A 24,936-nucleotide genomic window follows, 5' to 3' on the forward strand; every position below is an offset into this window, starting at 1 on the left:
GAGGATTTCGCCCGAATCCGGTGCGTCAACGCACCTCAGGCGGTATGAACCAAGTGTGATCCCGCAATCGCTCGGCGTCGCCAGGAGACCCTGATTCCGTTAACTTCATGACATGGGAGCCACAACGTCGCCAGAATCCTCCATCCTCGACGGTCTGGACACGAGAATCGCTCGCGCAATCCAACTGTCGCCACGGGCGTCGTTTCATGAGATCGCCGACGTCCTCGGCGTGGCTGAACAGACGATCGCCCGACGCTATCGACGCCTGCGACGCGATGGTCTCCTGCGCGTCACCATGGCCACCGACCCCCGTGCCCTCGGAAACTCGACATGGGTCGTGCGTGTGCGGTGTCGCCCGGAAGGAGCCGACGGTATCGCCGGTGCCTTGGCAGCGCGAGACGATGTCTCGTGGGTATCCATCTACGAGGCCGGCTGGGAGATCGTCTTCAATCTGCGCGCAGCCGATCCGCACGGCGGAATGGAACTCCTCACCCGAACGCTCCCCAAGGCGGCACCGGTCCTCGACGTCCGGCCGGCAGCGGTGCTGCACACGTTCGTCGGCGGGGCACCGACGGATTGGGAGGGCTGGCATGACGCGCTCACCCAGACGGAGGCTAACTCGCTTGCGGAAACACGCATTCCGAGCGGACCCGACGGCGGTCGGCCCTCATCGACGACGATCGATCGCACCGACAGAGCGATCATCGATGTCCTCACCCGCGACGGTCGGACGTCGTATACCGACCTCGCTCGCGCAGTGGGTTCGACGCCGGGCAAGGTGACCCGACGCGTCGAGCACCTCGTGTGGTCGGGCATCGCCTACTTCGACGTCGATCTCGCCACTGCCGCGCTGGGGCGCGACGCGATCGCGATCTGGCTGACGGTGCACCCCCGACATCTGACAGCGACCGGCGAGGCACTCGCAGCCCACCCCGCTGTGCCGTTCGCGGTTGCCGTCACCGGGGCGGCCAACTTGACGGCCAGTGTCATGGTGCACGACACCGACGAGCTGTACTCCTTCGTCACCGATGTCCTCGGACCCCTCGACGGGATCACGTCGTACGAATTGCTCCCGCTACTGTCGCGCGTGAAGAACGCGGGTTCGCTCGTGAGTGGGGATCGCCTTGCGCCACCCAGGGTTTCGGCGTCTCAGATCTCGCCGTCTCAGAGCTCACCGAAACGTCGAAGTGCTTCTTCGCGTTCGGCTTTGTGATCGACGATCGGTTCCGGGTAGTCGTCGGTGTCGAATTCGGGAATCCAGCATCGAATGTAGTCGCCGTCGGGATCGAACTTCTTGGCCTGCGTCTCCGGGTTGAACACCCGAAAGTACGGTGCCGCATCGGTTCCCGTGCCTGCGGCCCACTGCCAACCGTGCTGATTCGACGCCATGTCGCCGTCGGTGAGCTGGTCGAGGAACCACTTCGCACCCCACCACCACGGCAGGTGCAGGTCTTTCACCAGGAACGACGCGGCGATCATGCGCACCCGGTTGTGCATGAACCCTGTTTCGCTCAGTTGACGCATCCCCGCGTCGACGAGTGGGAAGCCGGTTCGCCCCTCGCACCACGCGTCGAAGTGCTTCTCGGCGGACTTTCCGGTGTCGAGTGCGATGTCGTCGAACTGGTCATTCCAGTTGTGCCAGAGGCTTTTTGGCCAGTTGTAGAGCACGTCGGCGTAGAAGTCACGGAACGCCAGCTCACGCAGATACGCCTGCGCCGACTGCGACCTGCCGAGGTCGGCGGCCATCGTGCGCGGGTGGATATTGCCGAACTTCAGATACGCCGACATCCTGCTCGACGCATCGAGATCTGGCCTGTCCCTGTCGGACTCGTAGCCCGACAGGTCGTCGTCGACAAAGGTGCGCCACCGCTCGAGTGCCGCGTCTTCACCGGCAGGCAGGTCCAGCGTCGTGGGTGCTGCCGGAATCCTGATTCGGCCGGAGGGGTGAATGTCGCTGGGATTCAGGATGTTCGACGGCGCTTCGGTCTTCGCCGGCGCGCGCCAACCGTGGTCGCGCCATGCACGGAAGAACGGCGTGAACACCTTGTACGGTGTGCCGTCGGACTTCGTCACCCTGCCCGGCGAGACAAGGTAGGGCGAACCGACGGGCTGCCATGTCGCGCCGGATTTTTCGAGTGCTGCGGTGACAGCGTCGTCTCGACGCCGCCCGAACGGCGAGAAATCCTCGCTCACATGTACCGAACCCGCTCCGACGGCGTCGACCAGTCGTGGGATCTCCTCGTCGGGACGTCCACGCACGACGAGGAGCTTGCCGTCGAGCTTGGCGTCGAGTTCGCGGAGCGAGTCGTAGAGAAAAGCGAGTCGTCGCTCGCCTGAAGAGGATTCGAGACGCGGGTCGAGCACGAAGCAGACCAGAACCTCGCGATTGCCGTCGCCGATCGCTTCGCCTAGCGCCGGGAGATCGCCTAGTCGCAGATCACGCCGTAGCCAGCACAACGCCGGTGCATCGACATCCGATGCACCGGCGTTGTTACGTTGCGAGGCGATCTAGCCCACACCCAGCAGGTCGATGATGAAGACCAGTGTCCGTCCGGACAACCGGTGGCCCGCACCCTCGGGGCCGTACGCCAGCGCAGGTGGCACGGTGAGGCGACGGCGGCCGCCGACCTTCATGCCCGGGATTCCCTGCTGCCAGCCGGGGATCAGCCGGTCGAGCGGGAAGTTGGCCGACTGACCACGGTCCCACGACGAATCGAACTCTTCGCCCGACTCGAAGTCGACGCCGACGTAATGCACGTCCACGACGTCGCTCGGCTTTGCCTCGTCGCCGTCGCCGACGATGATATCTGCGATCACCAACTCACTGGGAGCGGGACCTTCTTGGAACTCGACTTCTGGCTTCTCGGTACTGGTCACGGGACTCTCCTTTGAGTCGTGGGGTGTACAGGTCGAAGCGTCGAACTCAGCGGTCGCCCATCGTGACGTAGTCACGCTCGGGGTAGCCGGTGTAGAGCTGACGCGGTCGGCCGATCTTGGTCGCGGGATCTGTGTTCATCTCACGCCAATGCGCGATCCAGCCCGGCAGACGTCCGAGTGCGAAGAGCACCGTGAACATGCGGGTCGGGAAGCCCATGGCCCGGTAGATGACGCCGGTGTAGAAGTCGACGTTCGGGTAGAGCTTGCGCGAGATGAAGTAGTCGTCGTTGAGGGCGACTTCCTCGAGTCCCTTGGCGATGTCGAGCAGATCGTCCTGGACGCCGAGCGATTGGAGGATCGTGTCGGCGGTCTTCTTCACGATCGCTGCGCGCGGATCGTAGTTCTTGTAGACGCGGTGTCCGAAGCCCATGAGCTTCACACCGTCTTCCTTGTTCTTGACCTTGGTCATGAACGCCTTGGTGTCGCCACCGGAAGCCTTGATGTCTTCGAGCATCTCGAGCACGGCCTGGTTGGCGCCACCGTGCAGCGGACCCCACAGAGCGTTGATGCCACCCGAGATCGACGTGAAGAGGTTGGCCTGCGACGAACCGACCAAACGCACCGTCGACGTCGAGCAGTTCTGCTCGTGGTCGGCGTGCAGGATGAACAGCATGTCGAGGGCCTTGGCGACCTCGGGGTTGACCACGTAGGGCTCGGCCGGGAAGCCGAAGGTCATGCGCAGGAAGTTCTCGACCAACGACAGCGAGTTATCGGGGTAGAGGAACGGCTGGCCCGCCGACTTCTTGTAGGCGTAGGCGGCGATCGTCGGCAGCTTGGCAAGCAGACGGATCGTCGACAGTTCGACCTGCTCGGGGTCCTTGGGATCGAGCGAGTCCTGGTAGTAAGCACTCAGTGCGTTGACTGCGCTCGACAGCACCGGCATCGGGTGTGCGTTGCGCGGGAAGCCGTCGAAGAATCGCTTGAGATCCTCGTGCAGCAGGGTGTGCCGCTGGATCTTGTTGTTGAACTCTTCGAGCTGGCTCGGAGTCGGCAATTCGCCGTAGATCAGCAGGTAGCTGACCTCGATGAAGGTCGACTTCTCTGCCAGTTGGTCGATCGGGATACCCCGGTAGCGCAGAATGCCTGCTTCTCCGTCGATGTAGGTGATCGCGGATTTGCAGGCTGCGGTGTTGACAAAGCCGCCGTCGAACGTCGTGAGATTCGTTTCTGCGAGGAACTTGCCCAGCGCAACCGAATCACTGCCCGCGGTGGCCTTGAGAATGGGAAGCTCGAGCTGCCCACCGGGGTAGATGAACGTCGACGAGGCGGTATCCGATGCCGAGTCGGCGGGAGCTGTTTCAGCGGACACTCCAAAACCCCTTTACTCAGGTATGAGACCCACAGGTACATGTGACGCACTGTGAGTCGGACTCTCCGTTACTAAACGTAGTCGGTTATCGACATGCGCGCCCACGGAGGGTGCATTGACGTTGGTCAACCGTAGCCGAATACCGTCTGACCTGCGCCTCGATCACGGGGCATCGAGCTCGCTCGCCCACGGAGGGTCGGCTCCGGGACGCGAAACGGTCACCGCGGCGACTCGTGCCGCGTAGTCCGCGGCACGTAGCCAATAGTCGGCGTCGCGCGACCGCAGTGCTGATGCGGACAAATCGCCCGACTCGTCGAAGAAATGGAGCAACCCTCCGAGCACACTGTCGCCCGCCCCGATCGTGTCGACGACGGTTGTCTCGGGAGCCTGTGCCAATACGGTGAATTCGCGTGTGCGAACGGAGATTCCGTCGGCTCCGTGGGTGATCACGACGGCCCCCGCGCCCTCCCGGAGCCAGTCGTCGACCGACGAGCCGTCTGCTCCGTCGCCGAGCCAGTCCACGTCTTCGTCGGAGAGTTTGAGGACGTCGACCATCGGTACCCAGTCAAGGAATCGTCGACGGTAGACGTCGGGTTCGTCGATCACGGAGGGCCGGATATTCGGGTCGAGTGCAACGAGACGCCCGGCGTCGTGAGCTCGACGCATCACCAGTTCGTAGACGCTCGCACCCGGTTCGAGGACCATGGACAACGTTCCGAAGCACACCGCGGAGACGGTCGCGGCGAAGTCGCCGGGCTCGGTGACCAGGCGGTCGGCGGTGCCCTCCACATAGAAGGAGTAGTGCGCTGCGCCGTCGGTACCGATCGTGGCCAGGGCGAGCGACGTGGGTTCGGAGCGACGTTGGACCAGTGTGGTGCCGACGCCCCCGGCACTCAGAGCAGCCATTATGGCGTCGCCGTAGGTGTCGGTGGCGACCGCAGAGCAGAACGAGACGGCACTACCGAGTCTGCCGAGGGTGATCGCGACGTTGAACGGTCCGCCGCCGAGTGCCGGCTGCAACGGTGGCAGGTGCGACGGGTCGGGGCCCGGAGCCGTTGTCGACACCACATCGACGAGGGCCTCACCGCACACGACGATCTCTCTCAACGATCTGCTCCCATGCGCGCCACGCGCCCAGTGTGCCATCCGGACGTGGCCGTCGACGGTAGATTCGATCGGTATGCAGGAGTTACCCGCCGGCCCCGATGCGGTGCTTCTCGACTTCGCCGATGCCGACGACCCGGCATATGCGGTACTCGAGTCGGCGACCGCGTTGCGGGCCGCGATAGCCGACGGTCGCCTCGTAGCCACCGAGGACCTTGTGCCGAGTGCGTCGTCAATTCTGGTGCAGGGCAAGACAGGTGGCGGTGTGGATGTCCTCGGCATCCATCGCGCACTGCGGTTCGGGATCGCAGGTGCCGACGTTGCGGATTCGACTCCCTCACCCGTCGAGATACCCGTTCACTACGACGGCGACGACCTCGACGACGTCGCCGGTGCACTCGACATGAGTGTCGACGCGGTGATCGCGGCGCATCGGGGTACCGAATGGGTCGTCCAGTTCATGGGTTTCGCACCGGGTTTCGGCTATCTGGTGCCCGCGTCTGACGTCGCCGATGCCGCTCTCACCGGACTGCTGAACCTCGCCCGACGGTCACACGCCCGTACCCGCGTGCCGGCCGGGTCGGTGGCGATCGCCGCCGGATACAGCGCGGTGTATCCGCGCGACAGCCCCGGAGGCTGGAACCTGCTGGGACGCACCGGAATCAGCCTCTGGAGCGAACACGACGACCCGCCGGCCTTCCTCGCACCCGGTACCCGTGTCCGGTTCGTCGACGCCAGTGTCTCCGAAGATTCTGCCGCTCGACCCGACGACGACACGGGGAACCCGTGACTCGCGCAACGGTGATCGCCACCGGGCCGTTGGCGACGATCCAGGATCTCGGGCGTCCCGGCTATCAACACCTCGGAGTGCCGAGGTCGGGTGCCGCAGATCGAGTCGCCATGACCCTTGCCAATCGCCTCGTCGGCAACTCCGAGGATGCCGCGACGATCGAAACCACACTCGGTGGCCTCGTGCTCCGTTGCGACACAGACACACTCGTGGCCGTGACGGGCGCCGATGCTTCGGTCTCGGTCAACGGTGTTGCCGTCGGGATCAATTCGGCTGTCGTTGCCCGCGCCGGGACGAATGTCGAGGTCGGCACGCCGCACTGGGGTTGCCGCAACTACGTTGCCGCACGAGGTGGATTCGACGTCGAGCCGTCACTCGGATCGCGGTCGACCGACACGCTCTCCGGAACCGGACCCCCTCCCCTGGCGCAGGGCGACGAACTGAGGGTCGGGGATGCAGACCAGACGTGGCCGGCAACTCTGCATGCCCCGGCAGACACCCGGCGGGTCGGCGTCGTTGAACTCACCACTTTTCCCGGCCCACGCGCGAATCGCCTCTCCGAGCCGGGCGACCTCTTCGCAGGCACGTGGGAGGTCACGCCCGCGAGTAATCGGGTCGGGGTACGCCTACGACGTCGCGATGACGACACCGCGCCGACCCTGACACACCGCACCGACCTTCCCGAGATGCCCTCCGAGGGCGTTGCCCACGGAGCGGTGCAGGTTCCGCCTGCCGGCGAGCCCGTCATCTTCCTCGCCGATCACCCCGTGACCGGCGGATACCCGGTCGTGGGCGTCCTGTCGGCGACGTCGGTCTCGGCCGCGGCGCAACTCGTCGCCGGCACGCTCGTCCTCTTTCAGCCCGGTTGATCAGGTCGGGCAGCGTTGACAGCACCGTGAGACGCACCTAGGGTTTCGTCTCATGACGCACGTCACAGTCAACTCGTCGAGCTCGTCACCCGAAACACCCGACGCCGTCGAGCGCGAGGCTGCGACGACCGACACCCCGCGTCGTGCCGAGTACCCGCATGTCGAGTACCCGCCGCTGGGCCCCGACTCCCTGACGTGGCAGGTGTGGGGAACCTGGACCGGAATGATCCGGGGCCTCTGGGCCGGGTCGATTCAGAACATGCACCCCAAGCTCGGACAGGCGGTCTGGGATCACTCCGACTTCTTCGGCGAACGCTGGCAACGCCTCATGCGATCGCTGTATCCGATCGGCGGAGTCGTCTTCGACGAGTACTGGGGCTTCGAGACCGGCAAAGAAGTGCGCGATTACCACCGCGAGATCAAGGGCACCATGCCCGACGGTTCGCGATACCACGCCCTCGACCCCGACGTCTTCTACTGGGCGCACGCCACGTTTTGGTACGGCAACGTGCGCCTCTGCGAGAGGTTCGGCCCGTGGTTGAGCGAAGACCAGAAGCGACAGCTCTTCGAAGAATCGAAGAACTGGTACGCCATGTACGGCGTGAGTATGCGGCCGGTACCCGAGACCTACGAGGACTTCCTCGAATACTGGGACCACATGTGCCGCAATGTACTTCGCGACCACGAGTCGGTGCGCACAGTCCTCGACATCTCGACGCTTCCCCCGCCTCCCTATCTCTCGTTCATCCCGACCCCGCTCTGGCGTCGCGTCATCGCCCCCGTAGTCGCCCGCAACTTCATCTGGCTCACGACGGGGTTCTACGACGAACCGATCCGCGAAATGATGGCACTGCCCTGGACCGACCGGGACGAGAAGCTGTTCCGTCTCCTCGGCAAGACCTACAACCTCGTGTTCCATCGGTTGCTACCCCGCCGCCCGTGGCGGCATCCCCGTGCCCGCGATGCGTGGGACCGCGTGAACGGACGGGTTCCGGCCGACGCACCGCTCGTCGAGACGCCGTCGCGCAACCTGCCGCCGGAATCCGAACGCGGCAAGTCGATGCACTACTGCCCCGTCCACGCGGCGCGCACCTCAACCTATCCGGGCAGGGTCACCCCGGCCGACTAACAGTCGCGACGCGCAGTGGTCTCGACTCGGGTGCTCGCTGCGCTCGCGCCCGCTCGACCAGCGGGGCGCCCCGCTGATCGAGCCCCATCCCGCTGATCGAGCCTCATCCCGCTGATCGAGCCCCATCCCGCTGATCGAGCCCCATCCCGCTGATCGAGCCTGTCGAGATCACCCGCGGCCCGCGCGACACCTTGCCCGACGCCCGGGCTAGATGTGTGTCGAATCGAAGGATCTGTGTGCTGCAGCACCCACATCTTTCAATACGACACACATTTGGCGATACGCCCTCGGGGCCGCGCTGTCCCGCTGATCGCGCCCCATCCCGCAAATCGAGCCCCGTCCCGCAAATCGAGCCCCGTCCCGCTGATCGAGCCTGTCGAGATCACTCCCCGGGCGCAGTGGTCTCGACTCGGGTGCTCGCTGCGCTCGCGCCCGCTCGACCAGCGGGGCCGCGGTTTCGCTGTCGTACCCGGGACCGCTCGTCGGGCCCGTGCGGCACCTTGCCCGACGCCCACTGAGTCGCCACACCCCCAGCGCGCGTACACAACTCGGTCGTCAGCGCGACGCCAAGACAATAATCTCCTCGGCGCCCCGCTCACGTCACGATTGTGTACGCACCCCGGCTCGAGCCAGACCCTGCCACCCGTATACACCGCCCAGCATCCCGGCCAGGCTAGATGTGTGTCGAATCGAAGGATCTGTGTGCTGCAGCACCCACATCTTCCGATACGACACACATTTCTCGATATGGGTGCGCCCGCAACCCGTCGAACACGTTGCGCGGTGGTTGGCGCCGTTCCACACGACGCCGATCAGCCGGCGTCCTTGGCCATATCCATCACGACGCGGCCTTCGATCTTGCCGTGCTCCATCTCGTCGAACACCGCGTTGATATCGGTCAGACTGCGTACCGAGTAGGTGGGCGTGATCTTGCCCCGCGCGTAGAAGTCGAGAGCCTCGCTCATGTCCTTGCGGGTTCCGACGATCGAGCCGCGCACAGTCAACCCGAGCAGCACCGTGCTGAAGATGTCGAGCGGGAACTGATCGGGCGGGAGACCGACCAGGACGACGGTCCCACCGCGCCGCAGCGCGCTGATCGCCTGTGGAAACGCGTGCTTGTTGACCGCGGTGACGAGTGCACCGTGAACGCCACCACCCGTGGCTTCCTGCAGTTCGGCGCCCGGGTCGGCAGACGTCGCGGCATTGACCGTGATCTCGGCGCCGTGATGGCGGGCGAGTTCGAGCTTCTCGTCGTCGACGTCGAACGCCGCCACCCGACGACCCATCGCGATCGCATACTGCACCGCGATGTGCCCGAGTCCGCCGATACCGGAAATCAGCACCCACTCACCGGGTTTGGTGTCGGTGCACTTCAGACCCTTGTAGACGGTGACGCCCGCGCACAGGATCGGGCCGACGGCGGCGAGATCGGCACCTGACGGAATGATGGGACAGTAGCGTGAGTCGACGAGCATGTAGCGGCCGAACGAACCGTCGACCGAGTACCCACCGTTCTTCTGGTTGGGACACAGTGTCTCCCAACCGGTTTCGCACCATTCACATTCGCCGCAGGCACTCCACAGCCACGCATTTCCGACGACGTCGCCCACCTTGATACGGGTGACATCGTCGCCTACGGCAACGACGGTCCCGACTCCCTCATGGCCCGGCACGAAGGGCGGCTCTGGCTTGACGGGCCAATCACCATGTGCCGCATGGAGATCGGTGTGGCAGACGCCGGTGTAGTCGACGCGCACCAGCGCTTCGTTTCCAGTGGGGGTCGGAACGTCGATCGAATCGACTGTCAGGGGCTTGGTGAAGTCATGGACAACGGCTGCGCGCATCGTCGAAGGGGTTTGCGAGGATGTGGTCATTGTGCTCTCCTGCACGGTCTTTGCACGTCTCGACGTTCGGACGCGGTGGCATCTGCCGTATCGTCCTTTTCCGCCCCAAAGGTTCCGCATGACGCCCAGGTCCTCGGCTCCGGCGACGTTCCACCGACCCTCCCCGACACACGTGCCCTCACTGCCGTTATATCAGCGATGCGCTCGACGCCGCGCGGTTCGTTACAGTTCTGCCGCCCCGAAACCTGTGACCCAAGCCACGGAACGTCGTGCTAATTTGTTTGCGCAAATGAACGATCACCCATGCGTCCACGACGCCCAAACCCAAGGATCAGGTGCGTACATGCCCGTTTTCGGGTCAAAGTTCTGCAGTAAGAGTCGTCGGCTTGTCGCCGGGGTCGCTGTCGCAGCGTCGGCAGCTCTGGGCATCGGAATCGGCGGAGGTGGGGCGGATGCGGCGCCGGCGCCTCGACCGTTGCCCCACTACACAAGCACCGGAGACAATTTCGGCTTCTTCGGCGATCATGACTACTGTCGTGGCTCTGTCCATGTCACGTTGACCTCTCCCAAGCGCGGCGTGCTCAAGGCGACACTGACATCGTTCGGCTTCACAGGCAACGGTGCCGGGTCGGCACGGAATCCGCGGTGCAGCTCGCTCATCATGCTCAGCAACGGTGCTTCATTGATTCCGCAGGAGAAGTTTTTGCGCGCTACGTTCGGGCGCAAACCAGGCGAGACCCAGTCGCTCGAACTGCGTACGGGCTCGGGCGCCGTCCAGGTGATGATCGGTGCGTACGCACTGAATACTCCGGTACGAGTCCTTCAGGGCTACGGGTTCGGCGGCTGGGTGATCGTTCCCTGACGAGTCCGACCGCGGCCCTCGACCACCGGGCACCGGCCGTGAGCGATCTACTGCTGCCCGAGTCCCCGCTGCATCGCGCGCTGGACTCGGGCAGCTTCACGTTTGGCGTACGGATTTGCCTGTCCTGCACGTGATCCGGCGAGTTTCGCACCGATGTGCTCGCCCACCGTGATCGGCGAGTACCGGCTTCCGGCGCCGACGCACGACGGAAGCGTGGAGATCGTCGCGTCGATGTTGCCGTCATGAAAGTAGGCGGCGGAGCGTCGGCGTTCAATACTTCCGTCGACGATCGGCGGCTTGACCCGATGCAGCGTCGACATCCAGCGCTCATTGGTCCAGCGGGCCATGAGATCACCGAGGTTGATCAGCAATGCCCCGTCCTCGGGAGCGACGTCGTGCCACTGTCCGTTGCCGTCGAGCACCTGCAGACCGCGCACCTGGTCGGCCCAGAGCACGGTGACGATGCCGTAGTCGGTGTGCTCCCCCATGCCCGTCAGCTCGCCGTCGAGCTCCACCTCGCCGGGCGGCAGCGCGTAGTTGTTCATGCGCAGCACGTCGAGGGAGTGGTCGGTGTACCCGTCGAAGAAATCGGGCGGGAGGTCGAGTGCGTCGGCGAAGATCTTGGTCAGCGTGTGCGCAACCCGTCGAGCCTCGGCAAAGTACGTCGACACCGCCGCCTCGAAGTGGTCGACCTGCGGCCAGGTGTTGTCGGCGTACTGGTCGTCGGGGAGCTCGAGATCCGGGTACTCCTTGGCTTCGACGCCGACGTTGTACGCCTCGAAGAAGTCGTTCATGCGATTCGCTGATTCGACGCCGAGCGACAACGAGAGCGATTCGGACTTCGGCGGGGCGTACCCACGATTGATCTCCGGCGGGGTGCGATACGCCTTCTTCTGGTCGAGGGGTAAAGCGAAGAAATCGTCGAGCACGGCGGTGAACTCGTCGATCACGGCCGATGGAATCTCGTGGCCCACAATCTGCATGAAGCCCACCGAACTGGCGGCGTCGTCGATCTGCGCGGCGACGACAGCTTTGTCGGCGGCGCTGCCGCCCGCGATATACGGCGTGATGTCGATGAGCGGGACACGAAAGCCGCTGCGCGATTCCCCGACGGTGACAGTCATGCGCTCCATCTTGGCATCGAAATCTCTGGTCCGCTGGTCAGGGCATCGTCGACGATCTCGACGCTCACCCCTGGCCTTCGGCCCGCTCGGTGATGGTGCGCCCGATGCGGTATCGCACGAATGCCGGAACCACAAGCGCGGCAAGGACAGTGCCGATCACGACGAGCACACCACCACCGGTCGTGGTGAGTGCGACGCCGATCGACACCGCCACCGCGCCATGTACGACATCGGCGATTCGCGGACCACCGGCGACGACGACGATGAACACGCCCTGCAGTCGACCGCGCACGTCGTCGTTGGCCGCGGCCAACAGGATCGACTGACGGAATGCCGCCGACGCCATGTCGGCGGCACCACCGATCATCAGCAGCACCAGGGCAACCGGGAGCCACGGCATCGCGCGACCATGTGCAAATCCCACCGCGATACCGGCACCTGCGATCGCGACTCCCCAAATGATGACGCACACAATGACGGCCAGGCCCTGCCGTTGGACGCGGCTCACCCATCCGGAGAAGACACCGCCGATCACGGCACCGGCAGGGATTGATGCGAACAACAGCGCGAACGCCCAGCCGCCGTCGATCGGCCCACCGAAGTTCTCGTGAGCCATCTGCGGAAACAGCGCCCGCGGCATACCGAAGATCATGGCAATGAGGTCGACCACGAACGACACCATCAGGATCTTGTGCGCCCCGAGATAGCGCAGACCGTCGATGACCGAGCGCAGCCCTGGAACCTTGGGCGCGTCGCCACTGAGCGGTCGGAGCGCGGGCAACATCACGACCGCCGCGAGCGTCGGTACGAGGAAGATGGTGTCGAGGAGATAGAGGAGCGGATACCCGAGTATCGGGATCAACGCACCACCGACGAGCGGACCCGCTATCGCGCCGGCCTGCATGACCGTCATATTCAATGACAGCGCAGCAGGGAGCTCCTCGTCGGGAAGCAGCCTCGGCAGCACCGCCGTACGCGTCGGCTGGTTGACCGCGAAGAATGCCTGCTGAATTGCGAACAGCGACAGGATAATCCAGACATTTCCGACACCGAACGCCGACTGTGCCCAGAATGCCGCACTGCACGCGATCAGCCCGATCGTGGTGCAGATCAACAAGATTCGACGATCCAGCACGTCTGCGAGCGCCCCGCCCCACAGACCGAAAATGACGAGCGGCACCAAACCGAAGAGTCCGGTGAGTCCCACATACGCTGAACTGCCTGTAATGGTGTAGATCTGGGCCGGTACCGCGACGATCGTCAGTTGAGCACCGATGACGGTGACGATGTTCGCCACCCAGAGACGCCGAAAGTAGATATTGCGCAGAGGCGTCGTATCGGCGAGCAGGCGGGGCACCGAAGCAGTTTAGCGACACGTACTACCAGCGAGTGAATCCCGTTGGCGTATTACCTACTGGGCGGCTGGGCCCTGGGTCGCCTGAGCGAGAGCCTGCAACGACACCCATGTCGCCGGGAGGAACTTCTCCTGCGCAGCACGGCCCATTGCCAGCCCGCTGCCGAGCACCGGCTCGTAGTCGAATCCGACGACGGCAGCCACGTTCGCGCCGACGGTGTCGATCAGCAGGGTCCGGAGCGACGCCTGATTCGGTAGCGGAACGGGGTTGTTGATCACCACGACGGACCGTTCGAGTACGCCCGCCTTGTGCCACTCGGACAAGAACGGGCGCGCCCGGTTGAGGAGATCAGGCCGTACACCGAGCACGATCACCGGCGTGACCTTGTCGACCAATACGTCGTCGGTGAGATCGGCAAGTGATGTGAGTAGACGCGCACCGGCGTCGACGACCGGCACGGCCCCGTTGCCCCAGACTTCCTCGACCGTGTCGGCCACCGATGCTCCTTCGGCAGCGAGATGGAGGCCGGTACCGAGTTCGCTTCGCAGCAACGACGGGTCGCCACGTCCCTGTAGCCGCAACTCGATATCGCAGTCGTTGCCCGATGCGTCAATCCACCACGACGCGGCGCCGAGCGTCGTCGCCGCTCGATACTCAGCGAGAAGCGCTGAGATCACCGACGTTCCGACACCACCGGCGGAGCCCACCACGACGACCGCGTGTGGCATCGCGGCCGCCTGTTGAGTTGCTCCCTGCACGCTGGTGTCGGACATGTCGATCAGCGGCCTGCTGCGTGCCGACCCACCTTGGCGACGGCGGGTGCTGCTTCTTCGGACTGAGATACGTCTGTCTTGGTCGCGTCCGCCGGGGCGTCGACGGTCGCTGCCACCGGAGTCGACTGTGCCGCAACGGCTTCCGATGCCGTTGCGTCGTCGGGCAGCGCGTGGCGGCCCACAGCCTCCTGGGGCCAGTTGACCTCGGAGCCGGGAACCTGTGCGTCGAGACTGCCCGTCATCTGCTTGGTGAGCTCACGGAATCGCTGCTCGAGCTGGGCGCCGAGCGGTCCGAGAGCCTTGTACGGCGCCTGCGCCTGCTCTGCCGACCACGTGGTGGTCTGGTTGCCAACCTTCACGTTGACATCGCCGCGATAGTTGACCACGTAGTCGACGCCGGGCAGCCCCTGTTCGGCGGCCGACTCAGCAGGAACCGACAGCTCGAACTGGTTGATGCTGGGATCGACCGGCTCAGGCTTGGCGTGCTTGGGCTGCTTGGCATTTCCGTTCTCGTCGAGCTTCCAGGGCTCCTGCGGGTGCGCACCCGGATCGCCTGCGCCGAGCGTGTACGCGGCGATGCCACCAATGGTGCCGCCGATCGTCGCGCCGAGGGCGGCTCCGCCGACAGCGCCTGCTGCCGCTCCGCCTGCCATGCCGATCGGGAGGCCGATGAGAGCGCCGACGGCGCCCCCCGAGAGTGTTCCCACGCCGGGCACCGAAACCGGAGTCAGGGCAACGGCGCCGACACCGGCACCGACCCCCGCACCGACCGCTGCGCCCGGCAGCACGCCGACAAGCGCTCCGGGAATGACACCGGCGGCAGCACCTGCGGTACCACCGATGGCCACGCCGATGATCGTCGCCGCGGCCTGACGCGACGCTTTGTCCTTCGGCACGCCGAGGGAGATCAGGTTCTGGGCGATCTTGGCCTCCCCGTAGGCCGACCACGCGTTGATGGAGTTGACGTCCTTGTCCGACATCCCGTCGGGGATGTCGGTCACGAAGTTTCCGACGCGAATCTTGTTGGGCGGCGGGGCAATCGGGCGCACCGGCGCAACCGGCTTCGGCGCCTGGAGCGGCGCGTCGGGTACGGGGCTGTAGTACGTGCTGTAGCCGGGGTCGGTGTAGCCCGACTCCTCATACTGCGGGGCAGCGGTGTACGGCTGGTAAGGAGCTTCTTGGGGCGGGGCCGGGATCGAACCAGCACCTGGGACGTTGATCGGCGCGGATGGTTCGGGCGCCGGCGTCGGAGCCGTACCGCCCTGTTGGGGAGCGGTATCGGTCGGCGCGGTGCCACCCTGCTGCGGCGCGGAATCGTTGGGGTTCGTTCCGCCCTGTTCCACAGCTGCCGCCGAACCGGCACCCAACGCAGTCGCGATTGAGGCGACGAGAACCGCAGAGGTGACCGCCGTCTTCATCGAAGGTCGGCGTACGTCCAATACTGCTTCGCGAGTCCGGTTCTTGGCTGACCGTGTCATCGTCGCGTTGTCCCCCTCATTACTTCTCGACCTGAGATCGAGAACCCCAATAGTGGCGTTGAAAATCAGTTTTCAGACTTGATCGAAGTGATCCAGTACTTGCCACCGGCCTGCACAGTACTGATGGTCTGCTGGTAGACGATCGGCGCCCCGCCATTCGGTGGAGTCTCGGTGAGCGTCACACCATAGGTGTTGTTCCCGCGATCAGTGATCGAGAGGCAGTGACTGGTGCCGACGCCGCGTTGGTCGATGAACTTCTGCATGACATCGACAGCAGCGACCGCGTTCGGCGTCGTCACAGCTTTGGCTTTCTGAGCGCTTTTGTCGACGTAATACGCATAGTTGAACGCCTTGATCACGTTGGGGCCCGAACTCTGGTCTCCCGCACCAGCTCCCGTGGTCACGGCGCCATTCACGCTCGCAGGGCATGTGATGGACGCAGTGGTGCTCTCTGTCGGACCGACTGCCGACGGCCGCGCAGTGGTCGACTCGCGTTCGTCGGACCCCGATAGAGCGACACCGAGAACAGTTGCGATCACCGCGATTACGAGGATCCCTGCCCCCGCGCCGACGAGTGTTCCTCGCCTCTTGTGCCAGGTGCGCGGACCTGCCGCGTTCTCTCGCTTCTGGCGAGTGTCCTCGCGCAAGCGTTCGGCCTGGGAGGTGAGGAAGGCGTCGAGCTCCTGCGAGGGAGAGGCTGACCCGGTTCCCTCGCCCGACGAGGCGGTATCCGAACCGGCGACTTTCGAAGCCACCAATACACTCGACGACTCGCGCGCGAGTTCGTGCATCGGAGTCGTACCCGAGGTGGGCCACGGCGGGAGGTTGGCAAACCACTGCTCGAGATCGCTCTCGCTCAACCAGCCCTCCCCAACTGTCGCAACCACTCCCCGAACATGCTGCCGCGAAGCTTAACGCATGCGAAGAACTTGGTCACGAAAACACGGTCCCCTGTGGACCGGCAGATGGGTCTCGTCGTACCGCCCGCTTGGCTCCCGCCCCTGTGACGTTGGCGAAAGCTCTACGGCTGCAACCGAGCCGCCCGCCAGCAGCCGTCGATCATGGTCAACCGCACCCGGTTGTGCAGTCGGTTGGCTCGGCCCTGCCAGAACTCGACGAAGACCGGTTCGATTCGGTACCCACCCCAATTCGACGGCGCGGGTACAGGGTCGCCGTCGTCGAATCCGCCGAACTGCTCGGCGACCGACGCCGCCTTGGCTTCGAGCTCGGCACGGCTACCGATCTCGCGTGACTGTTCCGACGCGTAACCCGACAACTGAGAGCCGCGCGGGCGGTTGTTCCAATACGCCTGCGTCTCGGCGTCGCTGACCTTGGTCACAGGCCCGCGAAAGTGAACCTGTCGTTCCAATGCGATCCATGGAAACGTCACGGCGGCAAAAGGGTTGGCGGCGAGGTCGTGTCCCTTGTCCGACTCGTACCCGGTGAAGAACACGACGCCCCCGGCGTCGACTCCCTTGCACAGCACGGTCCGTGTGGCCGGAAGTCCGTTCACGTCGACAGTTCCGAGCACCATCGCGTTGGGTTCGGGAATGCGCGCGGCAACGGCTTCGCGCAACCACACGGTGAACAGTTCGAGCCACGGCGGCTCACCGTCGAGCCAGCTCGGATCGAGATTGTCCCGCACCCCGTCTGCGCCAGCCGCTCGATCGCCATCGCCGACGTTGGGTGGGATGCCGCCGCCGTAACCGACGCGCATACCGGGCAGGTCGATGGGGTCGTTGTCCACGACGCCGACGGTACTCCCCGACCCGACCCGTCACCGCCCAATGGGTGAGGCGTCCCGCTGTGCCGCACCTGCTGGAGTGACCTAGAGTGCTGGGGTGGCGCCGCAGCCCCGCGCCGCGCACTTCCCACGGTGTTGCGTGGAGAGAGGTGGCCCCTGTGGCGAACAGCATTCCCGACGACTTCGTACCGGGACTCGAGGGCGTCGTCGCCTTCACGACCGAGATCGCCGAACCGGACAAGAACGGCGGTAACCTGCGCTATCGCGGTGTCGACATCGAGGATCTGGTCGAGAACGCCGTCACCTTCGCCGATGTGTGGGCCCTACTCGTCGACGGCCGGTTCGGCGACGGACTGCCGCCCGCCGAACCATTCCCGCTGCCCATCCACACCGGCGATGTCCGCGTCGACGTACAGGCCGCGCTGGCCATGCTCGCCCCCATCTGGGGCTACCAGCCACTGCTCGACATCGACGACGCCACCGCACGCGCCAACCTCGCGCGCGCGTCGGTGATGGCGCTCTCGTACGTCGCGCAATCGGCACGCGGTATTCACCAACCCGCAGTGCCGCAACGGATTATCGACGAATGCCCGACGGTCACCGCCCGATTCATGACGCGGTGGAAGGGCGAACCCGACCCGAAACACATCGCGGCTATCGACGCCTACTGGGTGAGTGCGGCCGAGCATGGACTCAACGCGTCGACCTTCACCGCGCGGGTGATCGCGTCCACCGGAGCCGACGTCGCGGCGTCACTCTCGGGAGCCATCGGAGCCATGTCGGGACCGCTACACGGCGGCGCGCCGGCGCGGGTGTTGCCGATGATCGAAGAGGTCGAAAAGACCGGTGACGCAAGAGGTTTGGTCAGGGGAATCCTCGACCGCAAAGAGAAGCTGATGGGCTTCGGGCACCGCGTGTACCGTGCCGAGGACCCGCGAGCACGCGTACTGCGCCGCACCGCATCGGAACTCGACGTCCCGCGCTATGAAGTGGCCGCCGCACTCGAGCAGGCCGCGCTGACCGAACTGCGCGAGCGACGTCCGGACCGGGCCATCGAGACCAACGTCGAATTCTGGGCGGCAGTCATCCTCGACTTCGCCGAGGTACCACCCCACATGATGCCGGCGATGTTCACCTGCGGGCGCACCGCCGGCTGGTGCGCACACATTCTCGAGCAGAAGCAGCTCGGCAAGCTTGTCCGCCCCGCGGCGCTCTACACCGGTCCCGCGCCGCGTCGACCCGAGGACGTCGAGGGGTGGGGCGACGTCGTCAAACCGGGGTTGTAAGCGCGCGGGGAGGGGCGGAACGCAGTGGTCGGCGCCACATCCCTAGAATTGCGGGCATGAGCGACGTCGCCATCGAATCCATCACCATCCCCGCAGAGCTGCTGCCCTCCGACGGCCGGTTCGGCTGCGGACCGTCGAAGGTGCGCCCCGAGCAACTGCAGTCCCTGGTCGACATCGGAGCGTCGGTGATGGGTACCTCCCACCGCCAGGCGCCGGTGAAGAACGTCGTCGGCTCGATCCGCGCGGGTCTCGCCGACCTGTTCTCGCTGCCCGAGGGCTACGAGGTGGTGCTCTCCAACGGCGGCACCACTGCGTTCTGGGATGCGGCGGCGTTCGGCCTGATCAAGCAGCGTTCGCTGCACCTGACCTACGGCGAGTTCAGCTCCAAGTTCGCGACGGTCGCCAAGAAGGCGCCGTTCCTCGACTCCCCCGCCGTGATCTCCACCGATCCGGGAACCGCACCTGATCCGGCGGCACTGACCGTCGACGACTTCGGCGGCGTCGACCTCATCGGGTGGGCCCACAACGAGACGTCGACCGGTGTCGCTGTGCCCGTCGTCCGTCCCGCGGGTTCCGACGACGCGCTGATCGCCATCGACGCAACATCGGGCGCAGGCGGCCTGCCGGTCGACATCGCCGACACCGACGTCTACTACTTCGCGCCCCAGAAGTGCTTCGCCTCCGACGGCGGCCTGTGGATCGCCGTGATGAGTCCCGCTGCCCTCGAGCGCGTCGACCAGATCGCCCACACCGATCGCTGGTGCCCGGAGTTCCTGTCGCTGCCGACGGCCGTCGACAACAGCGCGAAGAACCAGACGTACAACACGCCCGCACTCGCCACGCTGTTGCTCTTCGACAACCAGATCCAGTGGATGCTGGGCAACGGCGGACTCGACTGGTGCGTCGCGCGTACGGCCGACTCCAGCTCGCGCCTGTACTCGTGGGCCGAGGCCAGCGAGTTCGCGACACCGTTCGTCGCCGACCCCGCGCTGCGCAGCCAGGTCGTCGGAACGATCGACTTCACCGACGACGTCGACGCCGCGCAGGTCGCAAAGGTGCTGCGCGCCAATGGGATCGTCGACACCGAGCCGTACCGCAAGCTCGGCCGCAACCAGCTCCGCATCGGCATGTTCCCGGCGATCGAGCCCGACGATGTCAGCACCCTGACCGCCGCGATCGACTACGTCGTCGGCAAGCTCTGACGTTTTCCGCACAGACGCGGCTCGAGTCGGCAGACGCGGTTGGTACACCGACCGCGTCTGCCAGTTCGGGCCGCGTCTGGCGCTTGCAGGGCCGCATGTTTGGGTTCGACCTGCGGATTTGCCGCGTGTCCCGACCGTCTCACGCGGATCTGTGGTCTAACCTGACGACAATGCCCGCACTCATGGCCACCAGAGGAGGAGCAGATGATGCGTGAACTTCGGGTCGTCGGCGTCGACGTCGACGGCTCGCATGTCATCTGCCAGGACACCGACTCCGGTGAGCGTTTCAAGCTCGACGCCGACGAGCGGCTCCGCGCGGCCGCCCGCGGTGACCTCTCCCGCCTCGGACAGATCGAGATTGAAATGGAATCGTCGCTGCGCCCCCGAGAAATCCAATCCCGCATCCGTGCGGGCGCGAGTGTCGAGGAGGTCGCGGCCGTCGCCGGCGTGCCGAAGGACAAGATCGAGCGCTTCGCTCATCCGGTGCTGCTCGAACGTCAGCGTGCGACCGAGCTCGGCGCACTCGCCCACCCCGTTCGCCACGACGGACCGTCGACCGAAACGCTCGGCGACACGGTCACCGAGGGACTCGCCGCGTATGGCCAGAACCCCAACGAAGCGACCTGGGACGCCTGGAAGGGCGACGATGGGCAGTGGGTTGTCCAGGTCAACTGGCAGGTCGGGCACACCGAGCATCACGCGCACTGGCGCTTTTCTCCCGGCTCGCACGGTGGGACCGCGGTTCCGCTCGACGATCTCGCCGAGGAGCTCATCCACCCCGAGACGATCGAACCGCGACGTCGACTCATCCCGGTGAGCACGCCGACGATCACGCCCGCCGACGACGACCACGAGGAAGTCACCTTCGACGCCAACGCGTTGATCGGGGCCCAGCGTTCGCGGCACGTCGAGGTGCGGGTCGAACACGACACGTACACCCTCGACTTCGGCATCGATGACGACGCCGCGCAGGAGCCGACCGTCGTCGACGAAGCTCCGCCTACGGACTCCGAGCGCGGCACTCAGGACGCACCGACGAGCTCCGACACCTCGACGTCGAGCACCGACGACAAGCCGACGGAGCATCGTCGTCGTAAGTCGCGCAAGCCTGCCGTGCCCGCCTGGGAAGACGTGCTGCTCGGTGTGCGCAGCAACGGGAACAGCTGAGCACCGGCCTCCATGTCCGCGCGCGCAGTCACACTGTGGTTCATCGACACCGACACTCCCGTCGACGTACTCCGATCCGGCGTCACCAACGACGTCGACGCGGCCAAGAAGTTGGCATCGGCCATCTATGGCGACAGCGTTCTCGTCCCGTCCGTCGACACCAACCTCGCCGCGGCGATGGACTCGGACAGTTCGCAGGTGTACGCGGGCTTCTACGGCCCGCTGACCGTGGTGTCGTGTTCGCTGTTCGCGACGTCGAAGCCGTCGACGCTGACGCGCACCGTCGAGACCATCCGCACGGCGGCATCGATCCCCGAGAGCGCTGCCGCAGTACTGCTCTACACCGAACCCGACTCTGCGACAGGAGTTTTCGCGCGGTGGGAAGACGGAACACTTCGACGTTCGTTTGCCGCCGACCCCGTCAGCATCATTGAGGACGACGGCCTGCCGTACCCCTTCGAGAAGCCTTTCTGGGGAGGTGAGCATCCGCTGCGGTATGCACCCGGCGTGGCACCCGATCCGCTGGCGTTGCCGTTCCATCCGCAGCAACTCGCCGAGCAGGGCAATCGGGAGTGGTTGGGTTTCCGGTTCACCCGACCCCTCGCGCCGAGCGATCTTGAACCGCTGACGATTCCCGTCACCGGCTTCGCCATCAGGCCCGCAGACTACGAGCCGACCGAGGCCGACGACGAACGCTACCGCGAGGCCAGCGCCACGGCCGCCGCCGCAACTGCTGCTGCAACCGCGGCCGCGGCGAGCGCGCGCGAGCAGGCCCTGCAGGCCGAAGCCGCAGCGCAGCATCCCGTCGACGCTCCGCCCGCCCCGGTTCCCGGGAACACACCAGCGGTCGGCATCCCGATCGCCGAACCGATCGCAGCACCGCCGATCGCCGATGGGCCGGGTGAGCCCGTGGTCGACGCTGACGTCGTGGACGCCGGGATCGTCGACACCGAAGTGGTGGAGGCCGAAGTGGTCGACGCCGAAGCGGTCGAGACCGGGGCGGATAGGTCAGAGGAGAGTCGGCCGGTGGTCGAGTCCGAGCTGCGTGATGCACCAGCAGCGAGCGTCGAGGATGCTGTCACGGCGCCGGTTCCATCCGTGAACGCCGGCGAGGCAGCGAATTTCGACGAGCCGGGGAGTTACGGCGAGCCGGGGAGCGTCGAAGCAGAACTCCCCACCAACGGCGAGTACGTCGACGAGTCGGCGGGCTGGACGCGCCGCGTCGCGCGGTACTTCGGCTTCGGCGCCGACAAGTAGGCAGTTCGAGCAGGTCCGCCGGGTAGGTCTTCGCCGGGTGGATCAGGGATTCAGTAGCGCCAGGGCGATCGATGAGCCGACGCCTGCGAGAAATCCGATCAGCGAGCCCCACACGATCCACCGCCAGACGGGTCGGTCACGCAGTGGCCACAGTGTCCAGCCGAGTCCTCCCGCGACGAGCATCGCAACAGCAACCCCGATCCAGCGAGCCGCCACCGACCACGGCGTGATGTCGGCGACGAGCGTGTAGAGGCCGACGAGCAGCAGCGAGCAGTAGATCGCGCACGTCGTCGCGACGAAGAGTCCGCTCGCCCATGGCGTCGGTTCGCGGCGATAGAGGCCGGCCGTCGACGCGTGGGCGGTGTCGAACTCGGCGAGGCTCACCGGTCTATCGTCCCTGATCGGACGCGCTCGTAAAAGGCGATTGCCGCAGCAGTCGCGACGTTGAGCGAATCCGTGTCCCTGCTCATCGGAATGCGTGCCGCGACGTGGGAGCCGCGGATGGCGGTCTCGCTGAGGCCGGGACCTTCTGCTCCGACGAGGACGGCCACCTTGTCGGCCGAGACCGCGTCGGCGAGCGGGACCGCGGACTCGCGTGGGGTGAGCGCGACCGTCGTGAAGCCGTGATCGGCGAGGAGGTCGAGGGCGCCGCGCCAGTCGTCGAACCGCGCATGCGGCACGAGAAGCGCGTGGCCCATCGACACGCGTACGCAGCGTCGATACAGCGGATCGGCGCAGCCCGCACCGAACAGGACCGCGTCGACGCCGAGGCCCGCTGCGTTGCGGAAGATGCTGCCGATGTTCTCGTGGTCGTTGACGCCCTCGAGCACGGCGATGGTCGTGGCTGTCGCGAGCACGTCGTCGACCTCCAACGCGGCTGGTCTGCGCGCGACGCCCAGGACTCCCCTGTTGAGATGGAATCCGACGATCTCGGCCATCACCTCGGCGCTCGCGCGGTAGAACGGCACCCCGGACAGGGTGGGGTTCCGCAGGTCGTCGGACAGCTCGTTGAGTCGCTTGTCGACGCCCAGAAAGGCGTGCGGGGTGAACCGCGACGCGATCATGCGTTGAGCCACCAGCACACCCTCGGCGATCACGAGCCCCTTGCCCGGTCGGCCGCCCGGCAGCGTCGGCAGGTCGGGGCGGCGGTCGACGGAGTTGAGGTCGCGGAAGTCGTCGACGCGCAGGTCGTCGGGGTCGTCGATGTCGATGACGTCGACTGCCAGAGGTGGGGCTGAAACAGGCTCGGACACGCGGTCCAGTCTGCCGTAAGCAGTCCGAATTGCTTCTCCTGCCCACCCATGTGACACGGTTGAGGAGTGAGATCACCGGACAATCGCAGCAGCACACTCGACCTGGGACGGGCCACGGACGCCGACTGGGACGAGATCATCACCACGGATGCGCGCGCGTTCGCGATGCGAAACCCTATTTCCGACGACGAGCGCGCGGATCTCCGCGGGAAGGTCGCCGACGACGACGTCGTACTCGTTCGGGACTCCTGGCACGACGACCGCCCGCTTGTCGGGGTGTCGATGTTCTATCGGATGCAGATGACGGTTCCCGGCGGGACGCAGGTTCCTGCGGCCGGTCTGTCCTGGGTGTCGGTCGCGTCGACGCATCGTCGGCGAGGCATTCTGCGTCGGATGATCACCGAGTTGTTCACCCAGTGGGAGCGTGAGGGTTTCGCGTTCGCGATCCTCACGGCGTCGGAGGGGACCATTTACGAGCGGTTCGGGTTCGGCCCCGCATGCTTCTCCGAGACCGTCGAGGTGACCCCGGGCCGTCCGACGTTGCGGGCAGAGGCCCCCGACCACCCCGAGGTCTACTTCGCGAACCCGCAGCAGGTCGCCGCGACGATCCCGGACATTCACGAGCGCTGGGCGCGCACACGCCCGGGCGCACTCGCGCGGACCCCGCAGTGGTGGGCTCCGATCCTCGCCGACCGTCCGTCGGAACGTCCCCCGGCCGCCAGCGGCCTGCACTACCTGCTGCACCCCGACGGCTACGCGAGCTACCGCATCCACAAGAGCTCTGCAGGCCAGGTCCGCGGCGAGGTGGAAGAACTCTTCGCGATCACCGACGACGCGCACACCGAGCTGTGGCGGGTTCTGCTCGGACTCGACCTGGTGCCGTCGCTGACGGCGTCGATCCCGGTCGACGACCCGCTGCGCGCGAAACTCACCGATCTACGGTCCGCGCCGACCACCGGACGCTCCGACGAGATGTGGGTGTCGATTCTCGACGTCCCCGCCGCGCTCAGCACGCGCACCTACTCCGCCGACCTCGACATCGTGCTCGAGGTCACCGACGGCTACCGTGAGCGGGCGGGGGTCTTCGACGTATCGGTGCGCAACGGTGGCGCGATCGTCGCGCCGTCGACGTCGAAACCGACTGTGCGCATGGATATTTCCGTGCTGTCGAGCTTGTTCCTCGGCGGGGTGCAGCCGTCGCTGTTCGCCAGCGCCGGGCGCCTGTGGACGGACTCCGATGACACGCTGCGCGCGCTGACACGGGCGTTCGCCACCGACCGCGCTCCGTTCGCCGGGACGTTCTTCTGATCTCGACGGGCGGGTGATCTCGACAAGCTCGATCAGCGGGTGGGGCGCTCGATCAGCGAGGGTTCCGCTCGATCAGCGGGCGGGGCGCTCGATCAGCGGGCGGGGCTGTCTCTTATACACATCTGACGCTGCCGACGATCGCATA

At 65.8% G+C, this 24,936-nt stretch carries 23 protein-coding genes; 10 read left to right on the forward strand and 13 right to left on the reverse strand.

Annotation, left to right across the window (positions count from 1 at the left end; translation table 11 throughout):
• Positions 1-112 precede the first annotated feature (112 nt).
• Positions 113-1,213, forward strand: a complete 1,101-nt coding sequence (locus tag A5788_RS18780; protein WP_064870495.1) for an AsnC family transcriptional regulator — start codon at positions 113-115, stop codon at positions 1,211-1,213.
• Here A5788_RS18780 and A5788_RS18785 read toward each other — a convergent pair.
• The 4 genes from A5788_RS18785 to A5788_RS18800 form a co-directional block, all read right to left on the reverse strand.
• Positions 1,165-2,457: a cryptochrome/photolyase family protein gene (locus A5788_RS18785; protein WP_064870494.1), complete on the reverse strand. Its 1,293-nt coding sequence runs from the start codon at positions 2,455-2,457 to the stop codon at positions 1,165-1,167. The genes A5788_RS18780 and A5788_RS18785 overlap by 49 nt on opposite strands.
• 51 nt (positions 2,458-2,508) lie before the next feature.
• A complete protein-coding gene (locus A5788_RS18790; protein ID WP_049697838.1) occupies positions 2,509-2,877 on the reverse strand; it encodes an FKBP-type peptidyl-prolyl cis-trans isomerase in 369 nt (122 codons plus the stop codon).
• Between the two features lie 46 nt (positions 2,878-2,923).
• Positions 2,924-4,246: a citrate synthase gene (locus tag A5788_RS18795; protein ID WP_082938088.1), complete on the reverse strand. Its 1,323-nt coding sequence runs from the start codon at positions 4,244-4,246 to the stop codon at positions 2,924-2,926.
• A gap of 162 nt (positions 4,247-4,408) precedes the next feature.
• Entirely contained in the window at positions 4,409-5,353 is a 945-nt protein-coding gene (locus A5788_RS18800) for a carbohydrate kinase family protein (protein WP_064870522.1), read from the reverse strand.
• A 73-nt stretch (positions 5,354-5,426) separates the two neighbouring features.
• Here A5788_RS18800 and A5788_RS18805 point away from each other — a divergent pair, with 73 nt between their 5' ends.
• Genes A5788_RS18805 through A5788_RS18815 form a run of 3 tightly spaced genes read left to right on the forward strand, consistent with a single transcriptional unit; the run spans position 5,427 to position 8,138 of the window.
• A complete protein-coding gene (locus tag A5788_RS18805) occupies positions 5,427-6,140 on the forward strand; it encodes a 5-oxoprolinase subunit B family protein (RefSeq protein WP_064870493.1) in 714 nt (237 codons plus the stop codon).
• The gene (locus tag A5788_RS18810; RefSeq protein ID WP_064870492.1) at positions 6,137-7,009 is read left to right on the forward strand and encodes a biotin-dependent carboxyltransferase family protein; all 873 of its coding nucleotides are present in this window, start codon (positions 6,137-6,139) and stop codon (positions 7,007-7,009) included. Before A5788_RS18805 ends, A5788_RS18810 begins: the two co-directional genes overlap by 4 nt.
• Positions 7,010-7,061: 52 nt before the next feature.
• Positions 7,062-8,138 (forward strand): oxygenase MpaB family protein, encoded by a 1,077-nt coding sequence (locus A5788_RS18815; RefSeq protein WP_197494589.1) that lies wholly within the window; start codon positions 7,062-7,064, stop codon positions 8,136-8,138.
• A gap of 812 nt (positions 8,139-8,950) precedes the next feature.
• Here A5788_RS18815 and adhP read toward each other — a convergent pair.
• A complete protein-coding gene (adhP, locus tag A5788_RS18820; protein ID WP_005206626.1) occupies positions 8,951-10,012 on the reverse strand; it encodes an alcohol dehydrogenase AdhP in 1,062 nt (353 codons plus the stop codon).
• A gap of 313 nt (positions 10,013-10,325) precedes the next feature.
• Here adhP and A5788_RS18825 point away from each other — a divergent pair, with 313 nt between their 5' ends.
• Positions 10,326-10,844 carry a hypothetical protein gene (locus tag A5788_RS18825; protein WP_064870491.1) on the forward strand — a complete coding sequence of 173 codons (519 nt, stop codon included), beginning with the start codon at positions 10,326-10,328 and terminating at the stop codon, positions 10,842-10,844.
• A gap of 47 nt (positions 10,845-10,891) precedes the next feature.
• Here A5788_RS18825 and A5788_RS18830 read toward each other — a convergent pair whose 3' ends face one another.
• The 6 genes from A5788_RS18830 to pdxH form a co-directional block, all read right to left on the reverse strand.
• Positions 10,892-11,977, reverse strand: coding sequence for an isopenicillin N synthase family dioxygenase (locus A5788_RS18830; RefSeq protein ID WP_039855923.1), 1,086 nt, complete (start codon positions 11,975-11,977; stop codon positions 10,892-10,894).
• Positions 11,978-12,032: 55 nt separating this feature from the next.
• Positions 12,033-13,325 carry an MFS transporter gene (locus A5788_RS18835; protein ID WP_005206629.1) on the reverse strand — a complete coding sequence of 431 codons (1,293 nt, stop codon included), beginning with the start codon at positions 13,323-13,325 and terminating at the stop codon, positions 12,033-12,035.
• A gap of 54 nt (positions 13,326-13,379) precedes the next feature.
• Positions 13,380-14,096: a hypothetical protein gene (locus A5788_RS18840; protein ID WP_064870490.1), complete on the reverse strand. Its 717-nt coding sequence runs from the start codon at positions 14,094-14,096 to the stop codon at positions 13,380-13,382.
• 5 nt (positions 14,097-14,101) lie between these two features.
• Positions 14,102-15,514, reverse strand: a complete 1,413-nt coding sequence (locus A5788_RS18845) for a hypothetical protein (protein ID WP_064870489.1) — start codon at positions 15,512-15,514, stop codon at positions 14,102-14,104.
• A 125-nt stretch (positions 15,515-15,639) separates the two neighbouring features.
• A complete protein-coding gene (locus A5788_RS18850) occupies positions 15,640-16,434 on the reverse strand; it encodes a hypothetical protein (RefSeq protein ID WP_064870488.1) in 795 nt (264 codons plus the stop codon).
• Positions 16,435-16,595: 161 nt separating this feature from the next.
• Positions 16,596-17,291 carry a pyridoxamine 5'-phosphate oxidase gene (gene pdxH, locus A5788_RS18855; protein ID WP_064870520.1) on the reverse strand — a complete coding sequence of 232 codons (696 nt, stop codon included), beginning with the start codon at positions 17,289-17,291 and terminating at the stop codon, positions 16,596-16,598.
• 185 nt (positions 17,292-17,476) lie between these two features.
• On the opposite strand from pdxH, the gene A5788_RS18860 reads away from it, so the two are divergent.
• From A5788_RS18860 to A5788_RS24505, 4 genes are all read left to right on the forward strand, one after another.
• Positions 17,477-18,604 (forward strand): citrate synthase 2, encoded by a 1,128-nt coding sequence (locus tag A5788_RS18860; RefSeq protein WP_005206634.1) that lies wholly within the window; start codon positions 17,477-17,479, stop codon positions 18,602-18,604.
• A gap of 56 nt (positions 18,605-18,660) precedes the next feature.
• Positions 18,661-19,806 (forward strand): phosphoserine transaminase, encoded by a 1,146-nt coding sequence (serC, locus tag A5788_RS18865; RefSeq protein ID WP_064870487.1) that lies wholly within the window; start codon positions 18,661-18,663, stop codon positions 19,804-19,806.
• Positions 19,807-20,013: 207 nt separating this feature from the next.
• A complete protein-coding gene (gene sepH / locus A5788_RS18870) occupies positions 20,014-20,973 on the forward strand; it encodes a septation protein SepH (protein ID WP_064870519.1) in 960 nt (319 codons plus the stop codon).
• A 12-nt stretch (positions 20,974-20,985) separates the two neighbouring features.
• Complete coding sequence (locus A5788_RS24505; RefSeq protein WP_064870486.1) at positions 20,986-22,230, forward strand: DUF6928 family protein; 1,245 nt, start codon at positions 20,986-20,988, stop codon at positions 22,228-22,230.
• Between the two features lie 42 nt (positions 22,231-22,272).
• Here the strand turns inward: A5788_RS24505 and A5788_RS18880 are convergent, their stop codons facing one another.
• Both A5788_RS18880 and A5788_RS18885 read right to left on the reverse strand, forming a co-directional pair.
• Entirely contained in the window at positions 22,273-22,614 is a 342-nt protein-coding gene (locus tag A5788_RS18880) for a DUF2537 domain-containing protein (RefSeq protein ID WP_064870485.1), read from the reverse strand.
• Positions 22,611-23,483 carry a TrmH family RNA methyltransferase gene (locus A5788_RS18885; RefSeq protein ID WP_064870484.1) on the reverse strand — a complete coding sequence of 291 codons (873 nt, stop codon included), beginning with the start codon at positions 23,481-23,483 and terminating at the stop codon, positions 22,611-22,613. Before A5788_RS18885 ends, A5788_RS18880 begins: the two co-directional genes overlap by 4 nt.
• 66 nt (positions 23,484-23,549) lie before the next feature.
• Here A5788_RS18885 and A5788_RS18890 point away from each other — a divergent pair, with 66 nt between their 5' ends.
• Positions 23,550-24,791, forward strand: coding sequence for a GNAT family N-acetyltransferase (locus tag A5788_RS18890; RefSeq protein WP_064870483.1), 1,242 nt, complete (start codon positions 23,550-23,552; stop codon positions 24,789-24,791).
• Positions 24,792-24,936 lie beyond the last annotated feature (145 nt).

The organism is Gordonia sp. 852002-50816_SCH5313054-c, assembly GCF_001665925.1.
Taxonomy (GTDB): domain Bacteria; phylum Actinomycetota; class Actinomycetes; order Mycobacteriales; family Mycobacteriaceae; genus Gordonia; species Gordonia jacobaea.